Annotated in this window: 19 protein-coding genes; 16 read left to right on the top strand and 3 right to left on the bottom strand. The window is 57.3% G+C overall.

From position 1 onward, the window contains the following. Nucleotides 1–93 precede the first annotated feature (93 nt). On the top strand, nt 94–765 hold the full coding sequence (gene queE / locus GVJ63_RS12290) for a 7-carboxy-7-deazaguanine synthase QueE (RefSeq protein WP_010248569.1): 672 nt from the start codon (nt 94–96) through the stop codon (nt 763–765). 109 nt (nt 766–874) lie between these two features. On the opposite strand, the gene queD is transcribed toward queE, so the two are convergent. Further along, nucleotides 875–1234 carry a 6-carboxytetrahydropterin synthase QueD gene (queD, locus tag GVJ63_RS12285; protein WP_010248568.1) on the bottom strand — a complete coding sequence of 120 codons (360 nt, stop codon included), beginning with the start codon at nt 1232–1234 and terminating at the stop codon, nt 875–877. Nucleotides 1235–1533: 299 nt separating this feature from the next. Between queD and cysJ the strand changes: the two genes are divergently transcribed. Genes cysJ through GVJ63_RS12270 form a run of 3 tightly spaced genes read left to right on the top strand, consistent with a single transcriptional unit; the run spans nt 1534 to nt 5797 of the window. Further along, nucleotides 1534–3345 (top strand): NADPH-dependent assimilatory sulfite reductase flavoprotein subunit, encoded by a 1812-nt coding sequence (gene cysJ / locus GVJ63_RS12280; RefSeq protein ID WP_022623799.1) that lies wholly within the window; start codon nt 1534–1536, stop codon nt 3343–3345. Continuing rightward, entirely contained in the window at nt 3345–5066 is a 1722-nt protein-coding gene (gene cysI / locus GVJ63_RS12275) for an assimilatory sulfite reductase (NADPH) hemoprotein subunit (protein ID WP_022623798.1), read from the top strand. The genes cysJ and cysI overlap by 1 nt, the downstream gene beginning before the upstream one ends. Continuing rightward, entirely contained in the window at nt 5063–5797 is a 735-nt protein-coding gene (locus tag GVJ63_RS12270; protein ID WP_010248562.1) for a phosphoadenylyl-sulfate reductase, read from the top strand. Before cysI ends, GVJ63_RS12270 begins: the two co-directional genes overlap by 4 nt. A 60-nt stretch (nt 5798–5857) precedes the next feature. On the opposite strand, the gene GVJ63_RS12265 is transcribed toward GVJ63_RS12270, so the two are convergent. Both GVJ63_RS12265 and GVJ63_RS12260 read right to left on the bottom strand, forming a co-directional pair. Next, nucleotides 5858–6142, bottom strand: a complete 285-nt coding sequence (locus tag GVJ63_RS12265) for a YciI family protein (protein WP_010248560.1) — start codon at nt 6140–6142, stop codon at nt 5858–5860. Nucleotides 6143–6151: 9 nt separating this feature from the next. Continuing rightward, nucleotides 6152–7165 (bottom strand): aminopeptidase, encoded by a 1014-nt coding sequence (locus GVJ63_RS12260; protein WP_010672132.1) that lies wholly within the window; start codon nt 7163–7165, stop codon nt 6152–6154. A 363-nt stretch (nt 7166–7528) separates the two neighbouring features. Between GVJ63_RS12260 and cysG the strand changes: the two genes are divergently transcribed. The 12 genes from cysG to nlpD all read left to right on the top strand — a co-directional run bounded on the left by cysG (nt 7529) and on the right by nlpD (nt 17851). Next, the gene (gene cysG / locus GVJ63_RS12255; protein WP_159226948.1) at nt 7529–8944 is read left to right on the top strand and encodes a siroheme synthase CysG; all 1416 of its coding nucleotides are present in this window, start codon (nt 7529–7531) and stop codon (nt 8942–8944) included. A 9-nt stretch (nt 8945–8953) separates the two neighbouring features. Further along, a complete protein-coding gene (gene cysD, locus GVJ63_RS12250; protein WP_010248554.1) occupies nt 8954–9862 on the top strand; it encodes a sulfate adenylyltransferase subunit CysD in 909 nt (302 codons plus the stop codon). A gap of 11 nt (nt 9863–9873) precedes the next feature. Continuing rightward, nucleotides 9874–11301, top strand: a complete 1428-nt coding sequence (gene cysN / locus GVJ63_RS12245; protein WP_010248552.1) for a sulfate adenylyltransferase subunit CysN — start codon at nt 9874–9876, stop codon at nt 11299–11301. Continuing rightward, complete coding sequence (gene cysC / locus GVJ63_RS12240) at nt 11301–11906, top strand: adenylyl-sulfate kinase (RefSeq protein WP_010672130.1); 606 nt, start codon at nt 11301–11303, stop codon at nt 11904–11906. The genes cysN and cysC overlap by 1 nt, the downstream gene beginning before the upstream one ends. A gap of 54 nt (nt 11907–11960) precedes the next feature. Beyond that, nucleotides 11961–12281 (top strand): DUF3561 family protein, encoded by a 321-nt coding sequence (locus GVJ63_RS12235; RefSeq protein WP_010248547.1) that lies wholly within the window; start codon nt 11961–11963, stop codon nt 12279–12281. A 177-nt stretch (nt 12282–12458) separates the two neighbouring features. Beyond that, nucleotides 12459–12776, top strand: coding sequence for a cell division protein FtsB (gene ftsB / locus GVJ63_RS12230; RefSeq protein WP_010248545.1), 318 nt, complete (start codon nt 12459–12461; stop codon nt 12774–12776). Nucleotides 12777–12779: 3 nt separating this feature from the next. After that, nucleotides 12780–13496, top strand: a complete 717-nt coding sequence (gene ispD / locus GVJ63_RS12225) for a 2-C-methyl-D-erythritol 4-phosphate cytidylyltransferase (RefSeq protein WP_010248543.1) — start codon at nt 12780–12782, stop codon at nt 13494–13496. Further along, the gene (gene ispF, locus GVJ63_RS12220) at nt 13496–13978 is read left to right on the top strand and encodes a 2-C-methyl-D-erythritol 2,4-cyclodiphosphate synthase (protein WP_010248541.1); all 483 of its coding nucleotides are present in this window, start codon (nt 13496–13498) and stop codon (nt 13976–13978) included. Before ispD ends, ispF begins: the two co-directional genes overlap by 1 nt. Further along, nucleotides 13975–15015: a tRNA pseudouridine(13) synthase TruD gene (gene truD, locus GVJ63_RS12215; protein ID WP_124890294.1), complete on the top strand. Its 1041-nt coding sequence runs from the start codon at nt 13975–13977 to the stop codon at nt 15013–15015. The genes ispF and truD overlap by 4 nt, the downstream gene beginning before the upstream one ends. 191 nt (nt 15016–15206) lie before the next feature. After that, nucleotides 15207–15968, top strand: a complete 762-nt coding sequence (surE, locus tag GVJ63_RS12210) for a 5'/3'-nucleotidase SurE (protein ID WP_003849099.1) — start codon at nt 15207–15209, stop codon at nt 15966–15968. Next, nucleotides 15962–16588 (top strand): protein-L-isoaspartate(D-aspartate) O-methyltransferase, encoded by a 627-nt coding sequence (locus GVJ63_RS12205; protein ID WP_010248537.1) that lies wholly within the window; start codon nt 15962–15964, stop codon nt 16586–16588. The genes surE and GVJ63_RS12205 overlap by 7 nt, the downstream gene beginning before the upstream one ends. Before the next feature lie 162 nt (nt 16589–16750). Beyond that, nucleotides 16751–17851 (top strand): murein hydrolase activator NlpD, encoded by a 1101-nt coding sequence (nlpD, locus tag GVJ63_RS22250; RefSeq protein ID WP_033772486.1) that lies wholly within the window; start codon nt 16751–16753, stop codon nt 17849–17851. The last annotated feature ends 57 nt before the right edge of the window (nt 17852–17908 follow it).

Below are 17908 nucleotides of genomic sequence, written 5' to 3'. Positions count from 1 at the left end.
TTTGTCCGGCGCGGAGAAAAGGCACAACGCGTGGTTGAGCTGCGCGGCAAATCTGCCATAATCAGCGCCCTGTTTTTTTCAAGCGAGTCCGTAATGCAATACCCGATTAACGAAATGTTCCAGACACTGCAGGGCGAAGGTTATTACACCGGCGTGCCTGCCATTTTCATTCGTTTGCAGGGATGCCCGGTGGGCTGTAGCTGGTGCGATACCAAACACACCTGGGAAAAGCGGACAGATCGGGAAACGTCGCTGGGCGATATTTTGATCAAGACGGTGGAAAGCGACGCCTGGGGTGATGCCGACGCGGCGACCCTGGTGAGTGCCATTGCGCAGCAGGGCTGGACGGCGCGTCATGTGGTCATCACCGGTGGTGAACCGGCGATTTACGATCTGCGTCCGTTAACCACTGCGCTGGAGCAGCACGGTTTCCAGTGCCAGATTGAGACCAGCGGAACCCACGAGATTCACTGTTCCGAACGGACCTGGGTGACTGTCTCGCCGAAGGTCAACATGCGCGGCGGCTACGATGTTCTGCCCCAGGCGCTGAGCCGGGCCGATGAAATCAAGCATCCGGTAGCGCGCGAGCGTGATGTGGAAGCGCTGGATCGGCTGCTGGCAGGCATTGATGACACCAAAGCGCGTATCATCGCCCTGCAGCCAATCAGCCGCAAAGATGATGCGACCCGGCTCTGTATTGAGACCTGCATTGCCCGTAACTGGCGTCTGTCGATGCAGACCCATAAATATCTCAATATCGCCTGATCCTGATAAAGCGGCACGCAATGAGCCGTTAACCACAGGAAAGCGTTGAGCGTCAGAGGCAGAACGGAGAGAAAAGCCGCGTCGGATCGAAGGGTTCGATCCGACAGGGTTAGCCGCGGTAAACGCAGCCTGCGGTGCAGGTTTCTTTGATCATCACCGCGCTAAGCAGCGGCAGTTGCGGCTTCATCTGATCCCAGATCCATTTCGCCAGCACTTCGCTGGTGGGATTTTCCAGGCCGGGAATATCATTCAGATAGTAGTGGTCCAGCCGATTGTAGACCGGCTTAAACGCAGCCTTCAGCTCAGCAAAATCCATAACCCAGCCGGTATGCGCATCCACTTCGCCGGTAATCTCCAGACGAACCAGGAACGAATGACCGTGCAGACGGCCACATTTGTGTCCGGCCGGCACATTCGGTAGATGATGCGCGGCTTCGAACTGGAACTCTTTAAACAAGGTGGTAGACATAATGGTTCTCAGACATTAAAAAACCGCTGAATTCTACCTGATTACCGCTTTTTTCGCACCCGAACCGCACAAACCGAACCTTTTCCTGCGCGTTTATACAGTGGCGTCCAGCTAATTAACTGATATATCACCGCTTTGCTTACCACTTTTAACGATTATTCCTACCTGGAAAACCATTTAGTCATTTTGGTTATTTGATATGTCGAAGGTGTATTTAATCGTTAATATACGGACCGGTAACCTACGCACTCTTCCGCCATTTTACGGTCCGGACTTCTGATACTGGAATTTTTAACGCGATGACGACTCAGGCACCTGGTTCAATGCTTCCGCTCTCCCCGGAACAACTCGCTCGCTTACAGGCGGCGACGACAGATTATTCCCCGACTCAACTGGCGTGGCTGTCAGGCTATTTCTGGGGCAGGGTGGAACAGACCCCGGGTAGCGCCGTCGCCAGCACTGCATCTGCTCCGGCTCCGGCCGAAGCGCCCGCCATTACGCTGCTTTCTGCCTCCCAGACCGGCAACGCACGTCGTCTGGCTGAGCAGTTACGTGATGACCTGCTGGCCGCAAAGCTGAACGTAAACCTGGTGAATGCCGGTGATTACAAGTTCAAACAGATTGGCCAGGAAAAAATGCTGGTGGTTGTAACCTCCACCCAGGGCGAAGGCGAACCGCCAGAAGAGGCGGTAGCGCTGCATAAATTCCTGATGTCGAAAAAGGCACCGAAAATGGAGGGTGCCGCCTTCGCAGTGTTTGGCCTGGGCGACACCTCTTATGAATTCTTCAGTCAGGCGGGTAAAGATTTTGACAGCCGACTGGCGGAGCTGGGCGGCGAGCGTCTGCTGGATCGCGTTGATGCGGATGTTGAGTATGCGGAGCAGGCCGCCGCCTGGCGCAATGCACTGACGGAAATTCTCAAGAAACGCGTTCCCACTGAATCCCCGGCGCAGGCTGCGGCGACAGCAGCCGGCAGCGTCAACGAAGTCACCACCAGCCCCTATACTAAAGAGTCGCCGCTCAGCGCGAGTCTGGCGGTGAATCAGAAAATTACCGGACGGGACTCAGATAAAGATGTGCGCCATATCGAAATCGATCTGGGCGATTCCGGTCTGCGCTACCAGCCTGGCGATGCGCTGGGCGTCTGGTATGAGAACGACGCGGCGCTGGTCAGCGAACTGCTGGAGCTGGTATGGCTGAAAGGCGATGAGCCGGTAGAGGTTCAGGGGAAAACCCTGCCGCTGGCAGAGGCGCTGCAGAAGCATTTCGAGCTGACGGTTAACACCGCGCAGATCGTGGCGCAGTATGCCCAGCTGTCACGCAACGCGGAGTTGCTCTCACTGGTGGATGATAAAGCCAGGCTGCAGCACTATGCGCAGCACTATCCGATTGTGGATATGGTGCGCCTGGCACCGTCCGAACTCAGCGCTGAACAGCTGACCGGACTGCTGCGACCGCTGACGCCGCGACTCTACTCTATCGCCTCTTCGCAGGCTGAAACCGATACCGAAGTGCATATCACCGTCGGTGCCGTTCGCTTTGATATTGAAGGTCGCCAGCGTGGCGGCGGTGCATCGACCTGGCTGGCCGATCGCATCGAAGAAGAGGGCGAAGTCCGGGTCTTCATCGAACACAACGACAACTTCCGCCTGCCGGCTAATCCGGATGCGCCGGTGATCATGATTGGCCCGGGCACCGGCATCGCGCCGTTCCGCGCCTTTATGCAGCAGCGCGACAACGACGGTGCCGGCGGCAAAAACTGGCTATTCTTTGGTAATCCGCACTTCACCGACGATTTCCTCTATCAGGTAGAGTGGCAGAAATATGTTAAGGATGGTCTGCTGACCCATATCGACCTCGCCTGGTCACGCGATCAGGCAGAGAAGATTTACGTACAGGATAAGATCCGCGCGAAAGGGGCCGAAGTGTGGCGCTGGATTGAAGAGGGCGCGCATCTTTATGTCTGTGGCGACGCGAATCGTATGGCAAAAGACGTCGAGCAGGCATTGCTGGATGTGGTGGTCGAACACGGCGGAATGGATCGTGAAACGGCCGACGAATTTTTGAGTGAGCTGCGCATTGAGCGCCGTTATCAGCGAGACGTTTACTAATGAGCGATAAACACCCTGGACCGCTGGTTGTAGAAGGCAAATTAGCAGACGCTGAGCGTCTGAAGAAGCAGAGCAACTATCTGCGCGGCACCATTAAAGAAGATCTGGAAGAGGGTCTGACCGGCGGTTTTACCGGCGACAACTTCCTGCTGATTCGTTTTCACGGCATGTACCAGCAGGACGATCGCGATATTCGTGCCGAACGTGCGGAGCAGAAGCTGGAGCCACGCCACGCCATGATGCTGCGTTGCCGGTTGCCGGGCGGCATCATTACGCCGACTCAGTGGCTGGCCATCGACAAATTTGCCACCGATAAAACTATCTATGGCAGCATCCGTCTGACTAACCGTCAGACCTTCCAGTTTCACGGCATTCTGAAGAAGAACGTTAAGCCGACGCATCAGATGCTGCATGAGGTGGGGCTGGATGCGCTGGCGACCGCCAACGACGTTAACCGTAACGTGCTCTGTACGTCGAACCCGGTTGAGTCGGAGCTGCATCAGGAAGCGTATGAGTGGGCGAAGAAACTCTCTGAGCATCTGCTGCCACGCACCCGTGCCTATGCGGAGATCTGGTGGGATAAAGAAAAAGTCGCCACCACCGACGAAGAGCCGATCCTCGGTGAAACGTATCTGCCGCGTAAATTCAAAACCACCGTGGTGATCCCGCCGCATAACGACGTGGATCTGCACGCCAACGATCTGAACTTTGTCGCTGTCGCCGAGCACGGCAAGCTGGTGGGCTTTAACCTGCTGGTGGGTGGCGGGCTGTCGATTGAGCACGGTAACAAAGCGACCTACGCGCGCACCGCCAGCGAGTTTGGTTACTTCCCGGTGGAGAAGATCCTCGACGTTGCCGAGGCGGTGGTCACGACGCAGCGCGACTGGGGCAACCGTACCGACCGTAAAAACGCCAAAACCAAGTACACCCTGGAACGCGTTGGCGTCGAGACCTTTAAAGCCGAAGTTGAAAAACGGGCAGGCGTGACGTTTGAGCCGATCCGTCCTTATGAGTTCACCACCCGTGGCGATCGCATTGGCTGGATTAAAGGCATCGACAACAAATGGCACCTGACGCTTTTTATCGAAAATGGTCGCCTGCTCGACTATCCGGGCCGACCGCTGAAAAGCGGCATCGCTGAAATTGCGAAAATCCATCAGGGCGATTTCCGCCTGACCGCTAACCAGAACCTGATTGTGGCGGGCGTGCCGGAAAGCGAAAAAGCGCAGATCGAAGCAATCGCGCGCGAACATGGTCTGATGGATCACGTTACGGCACAGCGCGAAAACTCGATGGCCTGCGTGGCGTTCCCGACCTGTCCGCTGGCGATGGCAGAAGCCGAGCGCTTCCTGCCTGCCTTTGTGACCAAAGTGGAAGGGATCATGCATGCGCATGGCGTTGGTGATGAGCACATAGTGTTACGCGTTACCGGTTGTCCCAACGGCTGTGGCCGTGCCATGCTGGCTGAGCTGGGTCTGGTGGGTAAAGCGCCAGGTCGCTACAACCTGCATCTGGGTGGAAACCGCAGCGGAACGCGTATTCCCCGCATGTACCGTGAAAACATTAACGAAAGCGAAATTCTCGCCACCATTGATGAGCTGGTGGGACGCTGGGCCACTGAGCGCCAGGCCGCTGAAGGCTTTGGTGACTTCACCATCCGCGCGGGCATTGTTGCGCCGGTGCTGGACCCGGCACGCGACTTTTGGGAGGAAGCAAAATGAGTCACCCCGACCTCGCAGCACTGAATGAGATGTCCAAAGTCCAGCGTGCTATGGCGCTGGCCGCGACCAATGCGCAGCTGGAGAAGTCATCAGCGGAAGAGCGGGTCAGCTGGGCGCTGGAGAATCTGCCGGGTGCCTATGTGCTCTCCTCCAGTTTCGGTATTCAGGCCGCGGTGTCGCTGCATCTGGTGACGCGTCAGCAGCCCGATATTCCGGTGATCCTGACCGACACCGGCTATCTGTTCCCGGAGACCTATCGTTTTATTGATGAGCTGGCGGACCAGCTCAATCTCAACCTTAAAGTGTTCCGCGCCGAAACCTCACCGGCCTGGCAGGAAGCGCGCTACGGCAAACTGTGGGAGCAGGGCGTCGAGGGGATTGAGAAATATAACGAGATCAACAAAGTTGAGCCGATGAATCGCGCCATTGAAACCCTGGGCGCGCAGACCTGGTTTGCCGGATTGCGCCGCGACCAGTCGGGCAGTCGGGCGAATCTGCCGGTGCTGGGCGTCCAGCGTGGCGTCTTTAAGCTGCTGCCGATTATCGACTGGGATAACCGCCAGATTCATCAGTATCTGGAGCAGCATAAGCTGAAGTACCATCCGTTGTGGGATGAAGGCTATCTCTCGGTGGGCGATACCCATACCACCCGCAAGTGGGAGCCGGGTATGGCAGAAGAAGAGACGCGCTTCTTCGGCCTCAAGCGCGAGTGTGGTCTGCACGAAGGCTGACGCAGGACTTCTCTCCCCGCACACAGGGAGAGAAGTTTTTGGCTGCAGTCAGGCGGAAAGCTAAGCGCCTTTTAATCCGGCAAACGCCTCTGCTGCACGGGTCACATTCACTTTCGTCACCTCATACTCTGCCACCGTGACAAACGGATCTTCCGCTAAAATTGCATCCAGCTCTTCTCGTTCCATCTCCCTGACCAGTAACATGCCGCCCGTGCGCGGATCTTTACGTCCCGCTGCAATAAAAAAGCCCGCGTCAAAATAGCGATCCAGCCATTCGATATGGGCTGCCAGCAGCGCTTCAACTTCTTCTACCGGACGAACGTAATTCAGAAAGACCACGTACATGTCAGATCCTTACACTTTGGGATTGGTCAGTTCACTGAGCAGCGGCAGCAGCACGCGAACGCTGTCGCGGGTTCGCAAGGTTATCTGCCCCGGCAGCCAGCGGTCGAGATAGCTCAGATTATCCAGGTCAGTCTGATGGCGGGTAACGCCATCAGGAAAGTGGGGACTACGATGACGCTGCAGCGCACCATCTTTATTACCCAGCGTCCAGTTGCTGGCGGTCACATCCAGCAGCGGAAAGCCCGCCTTGTCGAAGGCATTAAGAGCGTCAAAGTCTTTACGATTCAGCTGATGACTGGCGGCGGGAATGCCCTGCTGGCGTGCCAGTAACAGGGCTCGTTCGCTGGTCTGCTTGCGCACCGCCCGGGGCGTATTCATGCCGCTGTTAAAATAGAGATGATCGCCGGTGATCAGGCTATTCAGATCGATGACCAGCAGGGTATTCTTCTTCTCACGCGTGCTCATCCGCTCAACATAATCATCCATGCCGTGCAGATCTGCCTCTCCGGCGCTCAGCGCCACAAAGCGTATGCCGTAGTGCAGCGGTTTGCGGCTCAGCTGCTGCGCCAGCTCCAGCATCACGCCAAGACCCGATGCATTATCATCGACGCCCTGCAGGCGTAAGCCGCCCAGGTTGTGCTGGGCCTGGCTGCTATTTTGCGGCGTCCAGGTATCCAGATGTGCCACGATCAGAATCTCCTGCGGCACGCTGCCTGCACGCGCGGCAATCACCGAGGTTGCCGTGAGCTTATGCCAGCGCTGCGTGCCGTCCTCTTCCTGCCACTTATAGCCGGTCCTGAACTGGCGGGTATTGGTCTTATACCCCAGCGCGGTAAATTGCTGTTGCAGGTAGTCGGCTGCCATCAGCTCAGCCGGGCTGCCGCTCATCCGGCCAGGAAACAAGGTGGCGATGTGCCGGACCTGCTGTTCGGCAAACTGGCCAGGCGGAGTGGCCAGAGCCAGCGGGGAAATGAGTGCGCCAAATAAAATTGTCGCTACCCTCAAGCGGAGGGAATAAAACATAGTGCATCCTTTTTCATTATTCGGGAGCCGTTCCGCATGGGGACCAGGGCCAGCCATGCCGCGCGCATTATATCCTTTTTGTCCCGTGACTTTGTTAGTGGAATCGGGCGCTGTCACTACCGAAAGGCGTAACGGACCATTATCGCTGGCACTTATCTGCTTTTGCTGCCGCAGGTGTGGCTTTCAATATGTGAGCCTGTTCACGAAAAAGCCATTAAATTTCATCTGTTAAGACCAAATTGTTCTGTGCTTTGCGGCGTCGTTATTCCATTCGGTAACTACTCATTCCAATTCGTAATTTCATCTGGATAAACCCAGCGACGTATAGTCGCGTTAATACAAAGTTAAAACATCAGGGTTAACGTGGACTATTTGCCTCTTTTTGCCGATCTTTCTGGCCGCCCGGTTCTGGTTGTCGGCGGGGGAGATATTGCGGCGCGAAAAATTGAACTGCTGCGCCGTGCACGCGCGCGCGTTCTGATCGCATCTCGTGAACTCTGCCCTGAACTGCAGGCACTGCTGGATAAGCAGGAACTGGAGTGGCTGGCGACCGAATTTGACCCGGCCCAGATGGATGGCGTTTTCCTGGTGATTGCCGCCACCGACGACAACCATCTCAACACCCAGGTGTTTGAAGCCGCCAATGCGCGGCATAAGCTGGTTAACGTGGTGGATGACCAGCCAAAATGCACCTTTATCTTCCCCTCGATTGTTGACCGCTCACCGCTGGTGGTGGCGATCTCCTCCAGCGGCACCGCACCGGTGCTGGCACGCATGCTGCGCGAAAAAATCGAAACGCTGCTGCCTGCCAGTCTGGGTCAGATGGCTGAAGTGGCCGGACTCTGGCGCGATAAAGTTAAACAGCGCTTCAGCCGCATGTCTGACCGTCGGCGCTTCTGGGAACGCGCTTTCGATGGCCGGTTCGCCAGTGAGATGTCTGCCGGTAACGTCGAAGAGGCGAAACGCACGCTGGACCGTGAGCTGCTGGAAGAGCCGACCCGTCAGGGCGAGATCTTTCTGGTGGGCGCCGGGCCGGGCGACAGCGGTCTGCTGACGCTGCGTGGCCTGCAGGTGATGCAGTTAGCCGATGTGGTGCTCTACGACCATCTGGTCAGCGAAGAGGTGCTGGATCTGGTGCGCCGCGATGCCGATCGCATCTGCGTCGGCAAACGGGCCAGCGCCCACACGTTGCCGCAGGAAGAGATCAATCAGATGCTGGTTTCACTGGCGCTGAAAGGCAAGCGCGTCGTGCGCCTCAAGGGCGGCGATCCCTTTATCTTTGGCCGCGGCGGCGAAGAGCTGCAGGCGGCTCAGCAGGCGGGTGTGCCGTTCCAGGTGGTGCCGGGCGTCACCGCGGCTGCCGGTGCGACGGCCTATGCCGGTATTCCGCTGACCCACCGCGACTACGCGCAGAGCGTGATGTTTATTACCGGTCACTGCCGTCCCGATGGGGATGACATTGACTGGCCATCGCTGGCGCGTGCGCGTCAGACGCTGGCGATCTACATGGGAACCGTTAAAGCCGCTGCCATCAGCGAGGCGCTGATTCAGCACGGTCGCGCGCCATCAACGCCGGTGGCGGTGATCAGTCGCGGCACCCGTCAGGATCAACAGGTGCTGACCGGCACCTTGGAACAACTTGAGGCGCTGGCCGCCTCGGCACCCACTCCGGCGCTGCTGGTGATCGGAGAGGTGGTTAATCTGCACGGGCAACTCGCCTGGTTTAAACATTCAGCACAGCAGGGGGCTCGCGAGTCCGCCGTTGTCAATCTGGCTTGAGGGAAAATCATGGACCAAAAACGACTCACTCATCTGCGTCAGCTGGAGGCGGAGAGTATCCACATCATTCGCGAAGTGGCGGCGGAGTTCAGCAATCCGGTGATGATGTACTCCATCGGCAAAGACTCCTCGGTCATGCTCCATCTGGCGCGTAAAGCCTTCTACCCAGGCACACTGCCCTTCCCGTTGCTGCATGTGGATACCGGCTGGAAATTCCGTGAAATGTACGAATTTCGCGACCGCACCGTGAAAGCGATGGGCGCAGAGTTGCTGGTTCACCGCAACCCGGAAGGCGTGGCGATGGGCATCAACCCCTTTGTTCACGGCAGTGCCAAACACACTGACATCATGAAAACCGAAGGGCTGAAGCAGGCGCTGAACAAATATGGTTTTGATGCAGCCTTTGGCGGCGCACGTCGTGATGAAGAGAAGTCACGCGCCAAAGAGCGTATCTACTCATTCCGTGACCGCTTCCATCGCTGGGATCCGAAAAACCAGCGCCCTGAGCTGTGGCACAACTACAACGGTCAGATCAACAAGGGTGAAAGCATCCGCGTCTTCCCGCTGTCGAACTGGACCGAACTGGATATCTGGCAGTACATCTTCCTGGAAAACATCGAGATCGTGCCGCTCTATCTCGCCGCACCGCGTCCGGTGCTGGAGCGTGATGGCATGCTGATGATGATCGATGACGATCGCATCAACCTGCAGCCGGGTGAAGAGATCACCGAACGGATGGTCCGTTTCCGTACGCTCGGCTGCTGGCCTCTGACCGGCGCGGTAGAGTCTGAGGCGCAGACGCTGCCGGAGATCATCGAAGAGATGCTGGTTTCCACCACCAGCGAGCGTCAGGGCCGCATGATCGATCGCGATCAGTCCGGTTCGATGGAACTGAAAAAACGTCAGGGTTATTTCTAAGGAGACGCCAGATGAATACCGTAATTGCACAACAGATTGCCGACCAGGGCGGCGTTGAAGCCTGGCTGACCACGCAACAACACAAGAGCCTGCTGCGTTTTCTGACCTGCGGCAGCGTTGACGACGGAAAAAGTACCCTGATTGGACGTCTGCTACACGACACCCGTCAGATCTATGAAGATCAGCTCTCGTCGCTGCACAACGACAGCAAACGTCACGGCACCCAGGGCGAGAAGCTCGATCTGGCGCTGCTGGTGGATGGTCTGCAGGCTGAGCGTGAGCAGGGCATTACCATTGATGTGGCCTACCGCTACTTCTCGACCGAAAAGCGTAAATTTATTATCGCCGACACGCCGGGACATGAGCAGTACACCCGTAACATGGCGACCGGCGCGTCAACCTGCGATCTGGCGATCCTGCTGATCGATGCGCGTAAAGGCGTACTGGATCAGACCCGCCGCCACAGCTTTATCTCGACGCTGCTGGGGATCAAACACCTGGTGGTGGCGATCAATAAGATGGATCTGGTGGAGTACAACCAGGAGCGCTTCGAACAGATAAAACAGGATTACCTCGACTTTGCTGCGCAGCTGCCGGAAGACCTCGATATCCGCTTTGTGCCGATGTCGGCGCTGGAAGGGGATAACGTCGCCTCTGCCAGTCAGACCATGCCGTGGTATAGCGGCCCGACGCTGCTGGATGTGCTGGAGACCGTGGAGCTGAAGCGCGTCGTCGATCATCAGCCGATGCGTTTCCCGGTGCAGTATGTCAACCGTCCGAACCTCGATTTTCGTGGCTATGCCGGCACCCTGGCGTCGGGCAGCGTGCAGGTAGGCCAGCGCGTTAAAGTGCTGCCTTCTGGCGTGGAGTCGACCATTGCCCGCATTGTGACCTTCGATGGCGATCTGCAGGAAGCGGGTGCAGGCGAAGCGATTACCCTGGTGCTGCAGGATGAGATTGATATCAGCCGTGGCGATCTGCTGGTGGATGCCAGTGAAGAGCTGGCAGCGGTTCAGTCTGCCAGCGTTGACGTGGTCTGGATGGCAGAACAGCCGCTGCAGGCCGGTCAGAGCTATGACCTGAAAATCGCCGGTAAGAAAACCCGTGGCCGGGTAGAGAAGGTGCTGCATCAGGTCGAGATCAACTCGCTGGAGACGCGTCAGGTCGATACGCTGCCGCTGAACGGTATCGGTCGCATTGAGATCACTTTTGATGAACCGATGGTGCTCGACAGCTATCAGCAGAACCCGGTAACCGGCGGCATGATCTTTATCGATCGCCTGAGCAACGTCACCGTGGGTGCCGGCATGATCCATCAGCCAAACCATGATGCCCCGGTTAATACCGGTGAGTTCAGCGCGTTTGAGCTGGAACTGAATGCGCTGGTGCGCCGCCACTTCCCACACTGGAATGCGCGCGACCTGCTGGGCGGTCAGTAATGGCTCAGCACGACGATAACGTGGTGTGGCATGATCATCCGGTGACACGCGCCTCACGCGAACAGCAGCATGGCCATCAGGGCGTGGTGCTGTGGTTCACCGGCCTTTCGGGCTCGGGGAAATCCACCGTTGCCGGTGCGCTGGAGCAGGCGCTGCACCGCATCGGCGTCAGCACCTATCTGCTGGATGGTGACAATGTGCGTCACGGCCTCTGCCGTGACCTCGGTTTCAGCGATGATGACCGTAAAGAGAATATCCGTCGCGTCGGTGAGGTGGCGAAACTGATGGTGGATGCCGGACTCGTGGTGCTCACTGCCTTTATTTCGCCGCATCGCGCCGAGCGTCAGATGGTGCGCGATCTGCTGGAGCCGGGACAGTTTATCGAGGTATTTGTCGATACGCCGTTAGCCGTGTGTGAAGCGCGTGATCCGAAAGGGTTGTATCGCAAAGCGCGCGCCGGTGAACTGCGTAATTTCACCGGCATCGACAGCGTCTATGAGGCGCCCGATAGCCCGGAAATCCAGCTGGATGGCGAACAATTGGTTACAAAACTCGCCGCCCAATTGTTAGACCTGCTGCGTGACCGCGATATCATCAAATCCTGAAGAGACAGCGGCAAATCGTTTCTGATTTGCCGCCCTCGCGCCAACAGGATGCCTATGCAGAACATTACCCCAATGCTCGCTCGAAAAGATGACTCCTCCCCGGATGAGCCGCGCTCATTGCTGCCGGGCGGCGTTATCGGCTTTCTCGCTTACTGGTGCGCGCTGGCGATCCCTTTCCTGCTGTTCGGCTCTAACACGCTGTTCTTCTTTCTTTATACCTGGCCATTTTTTCTGGCGCTGCTGCCGGTTGCGGTGGTTACGGGTATCGCGCTGAATACGCTGCTGAGTGGACAGTGGCTGTGGGCCGCGCTCGCCACGGTGATCATGGTGGTCACGCTCTTCTGGTTAATGTTCTCTTTTCTCTCCGGCTGGTAAGCCGTCAGTGCGCCCGCGCTGATGTGCAAACGCATCGGCAGGTTACAAATCTTTTCCCGTCTGAATCGGTACTGATTCATATTTTGCGCAGACGCGCAGCAAAGCGCGGCATTTTTTCCGCTGGTGTGGAGTCCTGTGCAAAGTTATGGGATGATTGGGCCGTTTTTAGGGGGCGGGATGGGAAAACTGACGTTACTGTTATTGGTGCTGCTTGGCTGGCTGCAATATTCATTGTGGCTGGGGAAAAATGGCATCCATGACTATACGCGCGTCAATGATGATGTCGCGGTGCAACAGGCAAACAATGCCAAACTGAAATCGCGAAACGATCAGCTGTTTGCCGAAATTGACGATCTCAATGGCGGCTCGGAAGCGATCGAGGAGCGTGCACGCAATGAACTGGGCATGATTAAGCCCGGTGAGACTTTCTATCGTCTGGTGCCTGACCAGAACAAACGCAACGCGCAACAAGCAGCGCTTAACCAACAACGATAAAACATGAACACTCTGGCCTCCCTTGCGGATGTGATTGCCGTGGTGCCCGCTGCCGGGATCGGCAGCCGCATGCAGGCAACCTGTCCGAAGCAGTATCTGACGATTGGTCAGCACACCCTTCTGGAACACAGCATTGCGCGTCTGTTTTCCCATCCCGCTATCAAACAGGTGATTGTCGCCCTCAGTCCTGATGACCAGCACTTCGCTTCACTGCCGCTGGCACGCGATCCGCGCGTGCTCAGGGTGACAGGCGGAGAGACCCGCGCCGAATCGGTGCTGGCCGGATTGCAGGCCGCACAGGGTTCCGCCTGGGTGCTGGTCCATGATGCCGCGCGTCCCTGTCTGCATCCCGACGATCTCCAGCAACTGCTCAACGTGCGTGAACAGAGCCACGTTGGCGGGATTCTGGCCGCGCCAGTGCGTGACACCATGAAACGGGGCGAGCCGGGCAAAGCCGCGGTGGCCCATACCGTAGAGCGCGACGATCTCTGGCACGCCTTAACGCCGCAATTTTTCCCTCATGCGCTGCTCACCGCCTGCCTGACGCGGGCGCTGGCAGAAGGCGCGACCATCACCGATGAAGCCTCGGCGCTGGAGTATTGCGGCTACCACCCGCTGTTAGTCAGCGGACGCAGTGATAACATCAAAGTCACCCGGCCAGAAGATCTGGCGCTGGCGGCTTTTTATTTGAGTCAGATTCAATTAAAGGAGAGCGCATGATGCGTATCGGTCACGGTTTTGACGTTCACGCCTTTGGCGGAGAGGGTCCGTTAGTGATTGGCGGTGTGCGGATCCCGTTTGAGCAGGGTTTTATCGCCCATTCGGATGGCGATGTGGCACTGCATGCGCTGACTGACGCGCTGCTGGGCGCAGTGGCGATGGGCGATATCGGCAAGCTGTTTCCTGACACCGATCCGGCCTTTAAAGGGGCGGACAGCCGCGGCCTGCTGCGTGAGGCCTGGCGCCGTATCGAAGCCAAAGGCTATCGCATCGGTAATGTCGACGTCACGATTATTGCTCAGGCACCGAAAATGCTGCCGCACGTGCCACAGATGCGGATCAATATTGCAGAAGATCTGGGCTGCCATATGGATGCGGTCAACGTCAAAGCGACCACCACCGAAAAGCTGGGCTTTACCGGGCGCGGCGAAGGCATCGCCTGTGAAGCGGTGGCGTTAGTCCTGAAAGCTGACAGCCAATGATGCTGAATTACCTGCACGGCACACCCGTGGCCTCCGGCGTGATCAAAGCCAATCCGGAAGATTTCGTGGTGGTTGAGGATCTCGGTTATGGCGCGGATGGTGAAGGTGAGCACCTGCTGGTGCGCATACGTAAAGTGGGGGCCAATACCCGCTTTGTGGCTGAGGCACTGGCGAAGTATCTCGGTATTCATCAGCGCGACATGAGTTATGCCGGAATGAAAGATCGCCATGCGGTGACGGAACAGACTCTCTGTTTTCGCCTGCCGGGTAATGCGATGCCCGATCTGCGCGGTTTTGAGCTGGAAGGGGTCGAGATTCTGCAGGCGGTGCGCCACAAACGTAAGCTGCGCATCGGCGCACTGGCGGGGAACGCGTTCCGGCTGATCATCCGCCAGATCAGTGACCGTGATGCGGTTGAAATGCGTCTGGCGCAGATTCGCGATGCGGGCGTGCCGAACTATTTTGGTGAACAGCGCTTTGGCCGCGGCGGCAATAACCTCGTGATGGCAGAAAAGTGGGCGCGCAATGAGATCATTATTCGCGACCGCAACAAGCGCAGCCTGATGCTCTCTGCCGCGCGCAGTGCGCTGTTTAATCAGGTGACCAGTGCGCGTCTGCAACAGCAGGGTAGGCTGACTCAGGTGCTCAACGGCGACGCGTTGCAGCTGACCGGACGAGGCAGCTGGTTTGTCGCGCAGCCTGATGAACTGGCAGAGTCACAGCGTCGGGTTGAGCAGCATGAGCTGCGCATCACCGCGCCGCTGCCGGGACGGGGCGAGCCTGGCCCGCAGGCTGACGCGCTGGCCTTTGAACAGCAGGCGCTGGCTGATGAGACGCTGCTGCTGGGACTGATTGAACGTGAAAAGGTCGATGCTGCACGCCGTGCCATGTTGATGGTGCCGCGCGATATGCAGTGGAGCTGGTGGGATGATGTTACGCTGGAACTGGCATTCTGGCTGCCAGCGGGCAGCTTCGCTACCAGCGTGGTCCGGGAGCTGCTGACCCACGCGGACTCGCCCGATCAGATTGATGAGTAATCTTCGCCGCAACCTGACCCGCAGTGTGGGTAATGTTGCGGCAAACCCCCACCGTCGTGTGATTTACGCCTACCACTTCCTTGCGCGCCTCGCTAGAATGCAAAAATCGCCGTCTATTCCTCACCTGTTGCCATGCCGTTAAAACAGGTTCCGTCACGGCGACCAGTCGAATAAAAAAAGGTCAGAACGAAATGCGGATATTGCTCAGTAACGATGACGGCATTCATGCGCCAGGCATTCAGACTCTGGCGAAAGCCCTGCGGCAGATTGCTGACGTGCAGGTTGTTGCCCCCGATCGTAACCGAAGCGGTGCCTCGAACTCATTAACGCTGGAAACGCCTCTGCGCACCTTCACCCATGAAAACGGCGATATCGCCGTCCAGATGGGGACGCCGACCGACTGCGTCTATCTGGGGGTGAATGCGCTGATGCAGCCGCGTCCCGACATTGTGGTGTCGGGCATCAATGCCGGCCCCAATCTGGGCGATGATGTGATCTACTCCGGCACGGTGGCGGCAGCGATGGAAGGGCGACATCTTGGCTTGCCGGCTATCGCGGTTTCGCTCAATGGCCATCAGCACTACGCCACCGCGGCGGCCGTGACCTGCGCGCTCCTCAGGGCGCTGACGCATGAACCGCTGCGCACCGGCCGCATTCTCAACATCAACGTTCCCGATCTGCCGTTGTCAGAACTCAAAGGCATCCGCGTGACGCGCTGTGGCAGTCGCCATCCGGCGGATCAGGTGATTGCGCAGCAGGATCCGCGTGGCAATACACTCTACTGGATTGGTCCGCCAGGCGAAAAACTGGATGCGGGCCCGGATACGGACTTCGCCGCCGTGGATCAGGGCTACGTCTCTGTCACGGCACTGCATGTCGATTTAACGGCGCACAGCGCGCAGAACGTGCTCAGTGACTGGCTGGCTAAAGCTGAGGTGAACCTGGCATGGTGAATCGGCGTATTGAGACGTTGCTGTCACAACTGCGTCAGCAGGGCATCGATGATGAAAACCTGCTGAAAGCCATCAGCGAGGTGCCGCGCGAACGTTTTATCGACGAAGCGTTCGAGCATAAAGCCTGGGACAATGTTGCCTTGCCCATCGGCTCCGGTCAGACGATATCACAGCCCTACATGGTCGCGCGGATGACCGCGCTGCTCGGACTTAATCCGCATTCGCGTGTGCTGGAGATTGGTACGGGTTCAGGTTATCAGACGGCGATTCTTGCCCATCTGGTGGACCATGTTTATTCAGTGGAACGCATCAAAGGGCTGCAGTGGCAGGCCAAGCGCCGTCTGAAACAGCTGGATCTGCATAATGTCTCAACCCGTCATGGTGATGGCTGGCAGGGCTGGCCTTCACGTGGCCCCTTCGATGCCATCATCGTCACGGCTGCACCGCCTGAAATTCCGATTGCGCTGATAGCACAACTGGCAGAAGGCGGCATCATGGTGCTGCCGGTTGGCGAAGATCAGCAGGTACTGAAGCGCCTGCGTCGTCAGGGCGAAGAGGTGATGGAAGAGACCATCGAACCAGTGCGTTTTGTCCCGCTGGTGCAGGGCGATCTGGCCTGACCCTCTTCGTATTTCTTCACAACTGTTTCATAGCACCACGTACCTGATGTTGTTACTATCCAGTTTATTCATCGAAAACGCAGATTTTATCGCGCCGCGCAGAGTATCCTGCTGGCAGATACAGTGAAACAGATAGATCAGAGTTGCCATCACGGGGGATTAATGAGCACGGGAAGCACACTTTTTCAGTTACGCCGTCTGGCGGCGCTTTCACTGGTAGGTTTTTGGCTGGCAGGCTGTAGCTCCAGCGACAACTCACAGGCACCCATCAGTCGCGTTGGCGACAATGGTGGCATGAACACTAACCAGTCTGGAGCAGACACGAGTTCAGGCGGCGTTCCTGCCACGCCAGCCCAGGGACAAATGTTAAGCAAAAATTCAGCATCTGCCCCCGCTAGTGGTGGAATGATTAGTACCAACAGCAATGTTGAGACGCAGAATGGCCGGATTGTTTACAATCGCAGTTATCAGAACATTCCTAAGGGTAGCTACTCCGGTGAAACTTATACCGTTAAGCGTGGCGACACATTGTTTTACATCGCCTGGATTACCGGCAACGATTTCCGTGATTTAGCCCAGCGCAACAATGTTCCTGCGCCATATGGCCTGAATGTCGGCCAGACTCTGCAGATTGGCAATGGGTCGGGTCAGCCGATTACCGGCGGCAATCCCATTACCGTTGCTGATGCAACGCAGGGCGGCGTTCCGGCGGCGCCACAAATTAAATCGCCTGCTGTTGCACAGCAACCTGTTATTACGTATTCTGATGATTCAGGTAATTCGGGTGGCAGCAAAATGTTGCCTTCGAATGGAGCAAATGTTGCAACGACAACAGCTCCAGTCGTTACCGCACCCCCAACGGTTAGCAGTACAACCAACAGTTCAACGCCGGTCGGAAGCTGGCGCTGGCCGACTGACGGGAAGATCATCGATAACTTCTCTGCCGCCGAAGGTGGCAATAAAGGTATCGATATCGCCGGGACGCGCGGACAATCTGTGGTCGCCACTGCTTCAGGACGAGTGGTTTACGCAGGTAACGCACTCCGGGGTTACGGTAATTTAATCATCATTAAACACAACGATGATTACCTGAGCGCCTACGCCCACAACGATACAATGCTGGTCCGGGAACAACAGGAAGTTAAGGCGGGGCAAAAGATCGCTACCATGGGTAGCACCGGAACCAGTTCAGTCAGATTACACTTTGAAATTCGTTACAAGGGGAAATCCGTAAACCCGTTGCGTTATTTACCGCAGCGATAATCCGGCAGAACAAAACAGGTTTATGTTCTGCCCTGGAATCACGGGTAGGAGCCGCTT

It is taken from the genome of Pantoea sp. 18059, assembly GCF_902706165.1.
Classification (GTDB): domain Bacteria; phylum Pseudomonadota; class Gammaproteobacteria; order Enterobacterales; family Enterobacteriaceae; genus Pantoea; species Pantoea agglomerans.
The sequence above is the reverse complement of the archived record's forward strand: the minus strand, read 5'-3'. Positions and strand labels throughout refer to the sequence as shown.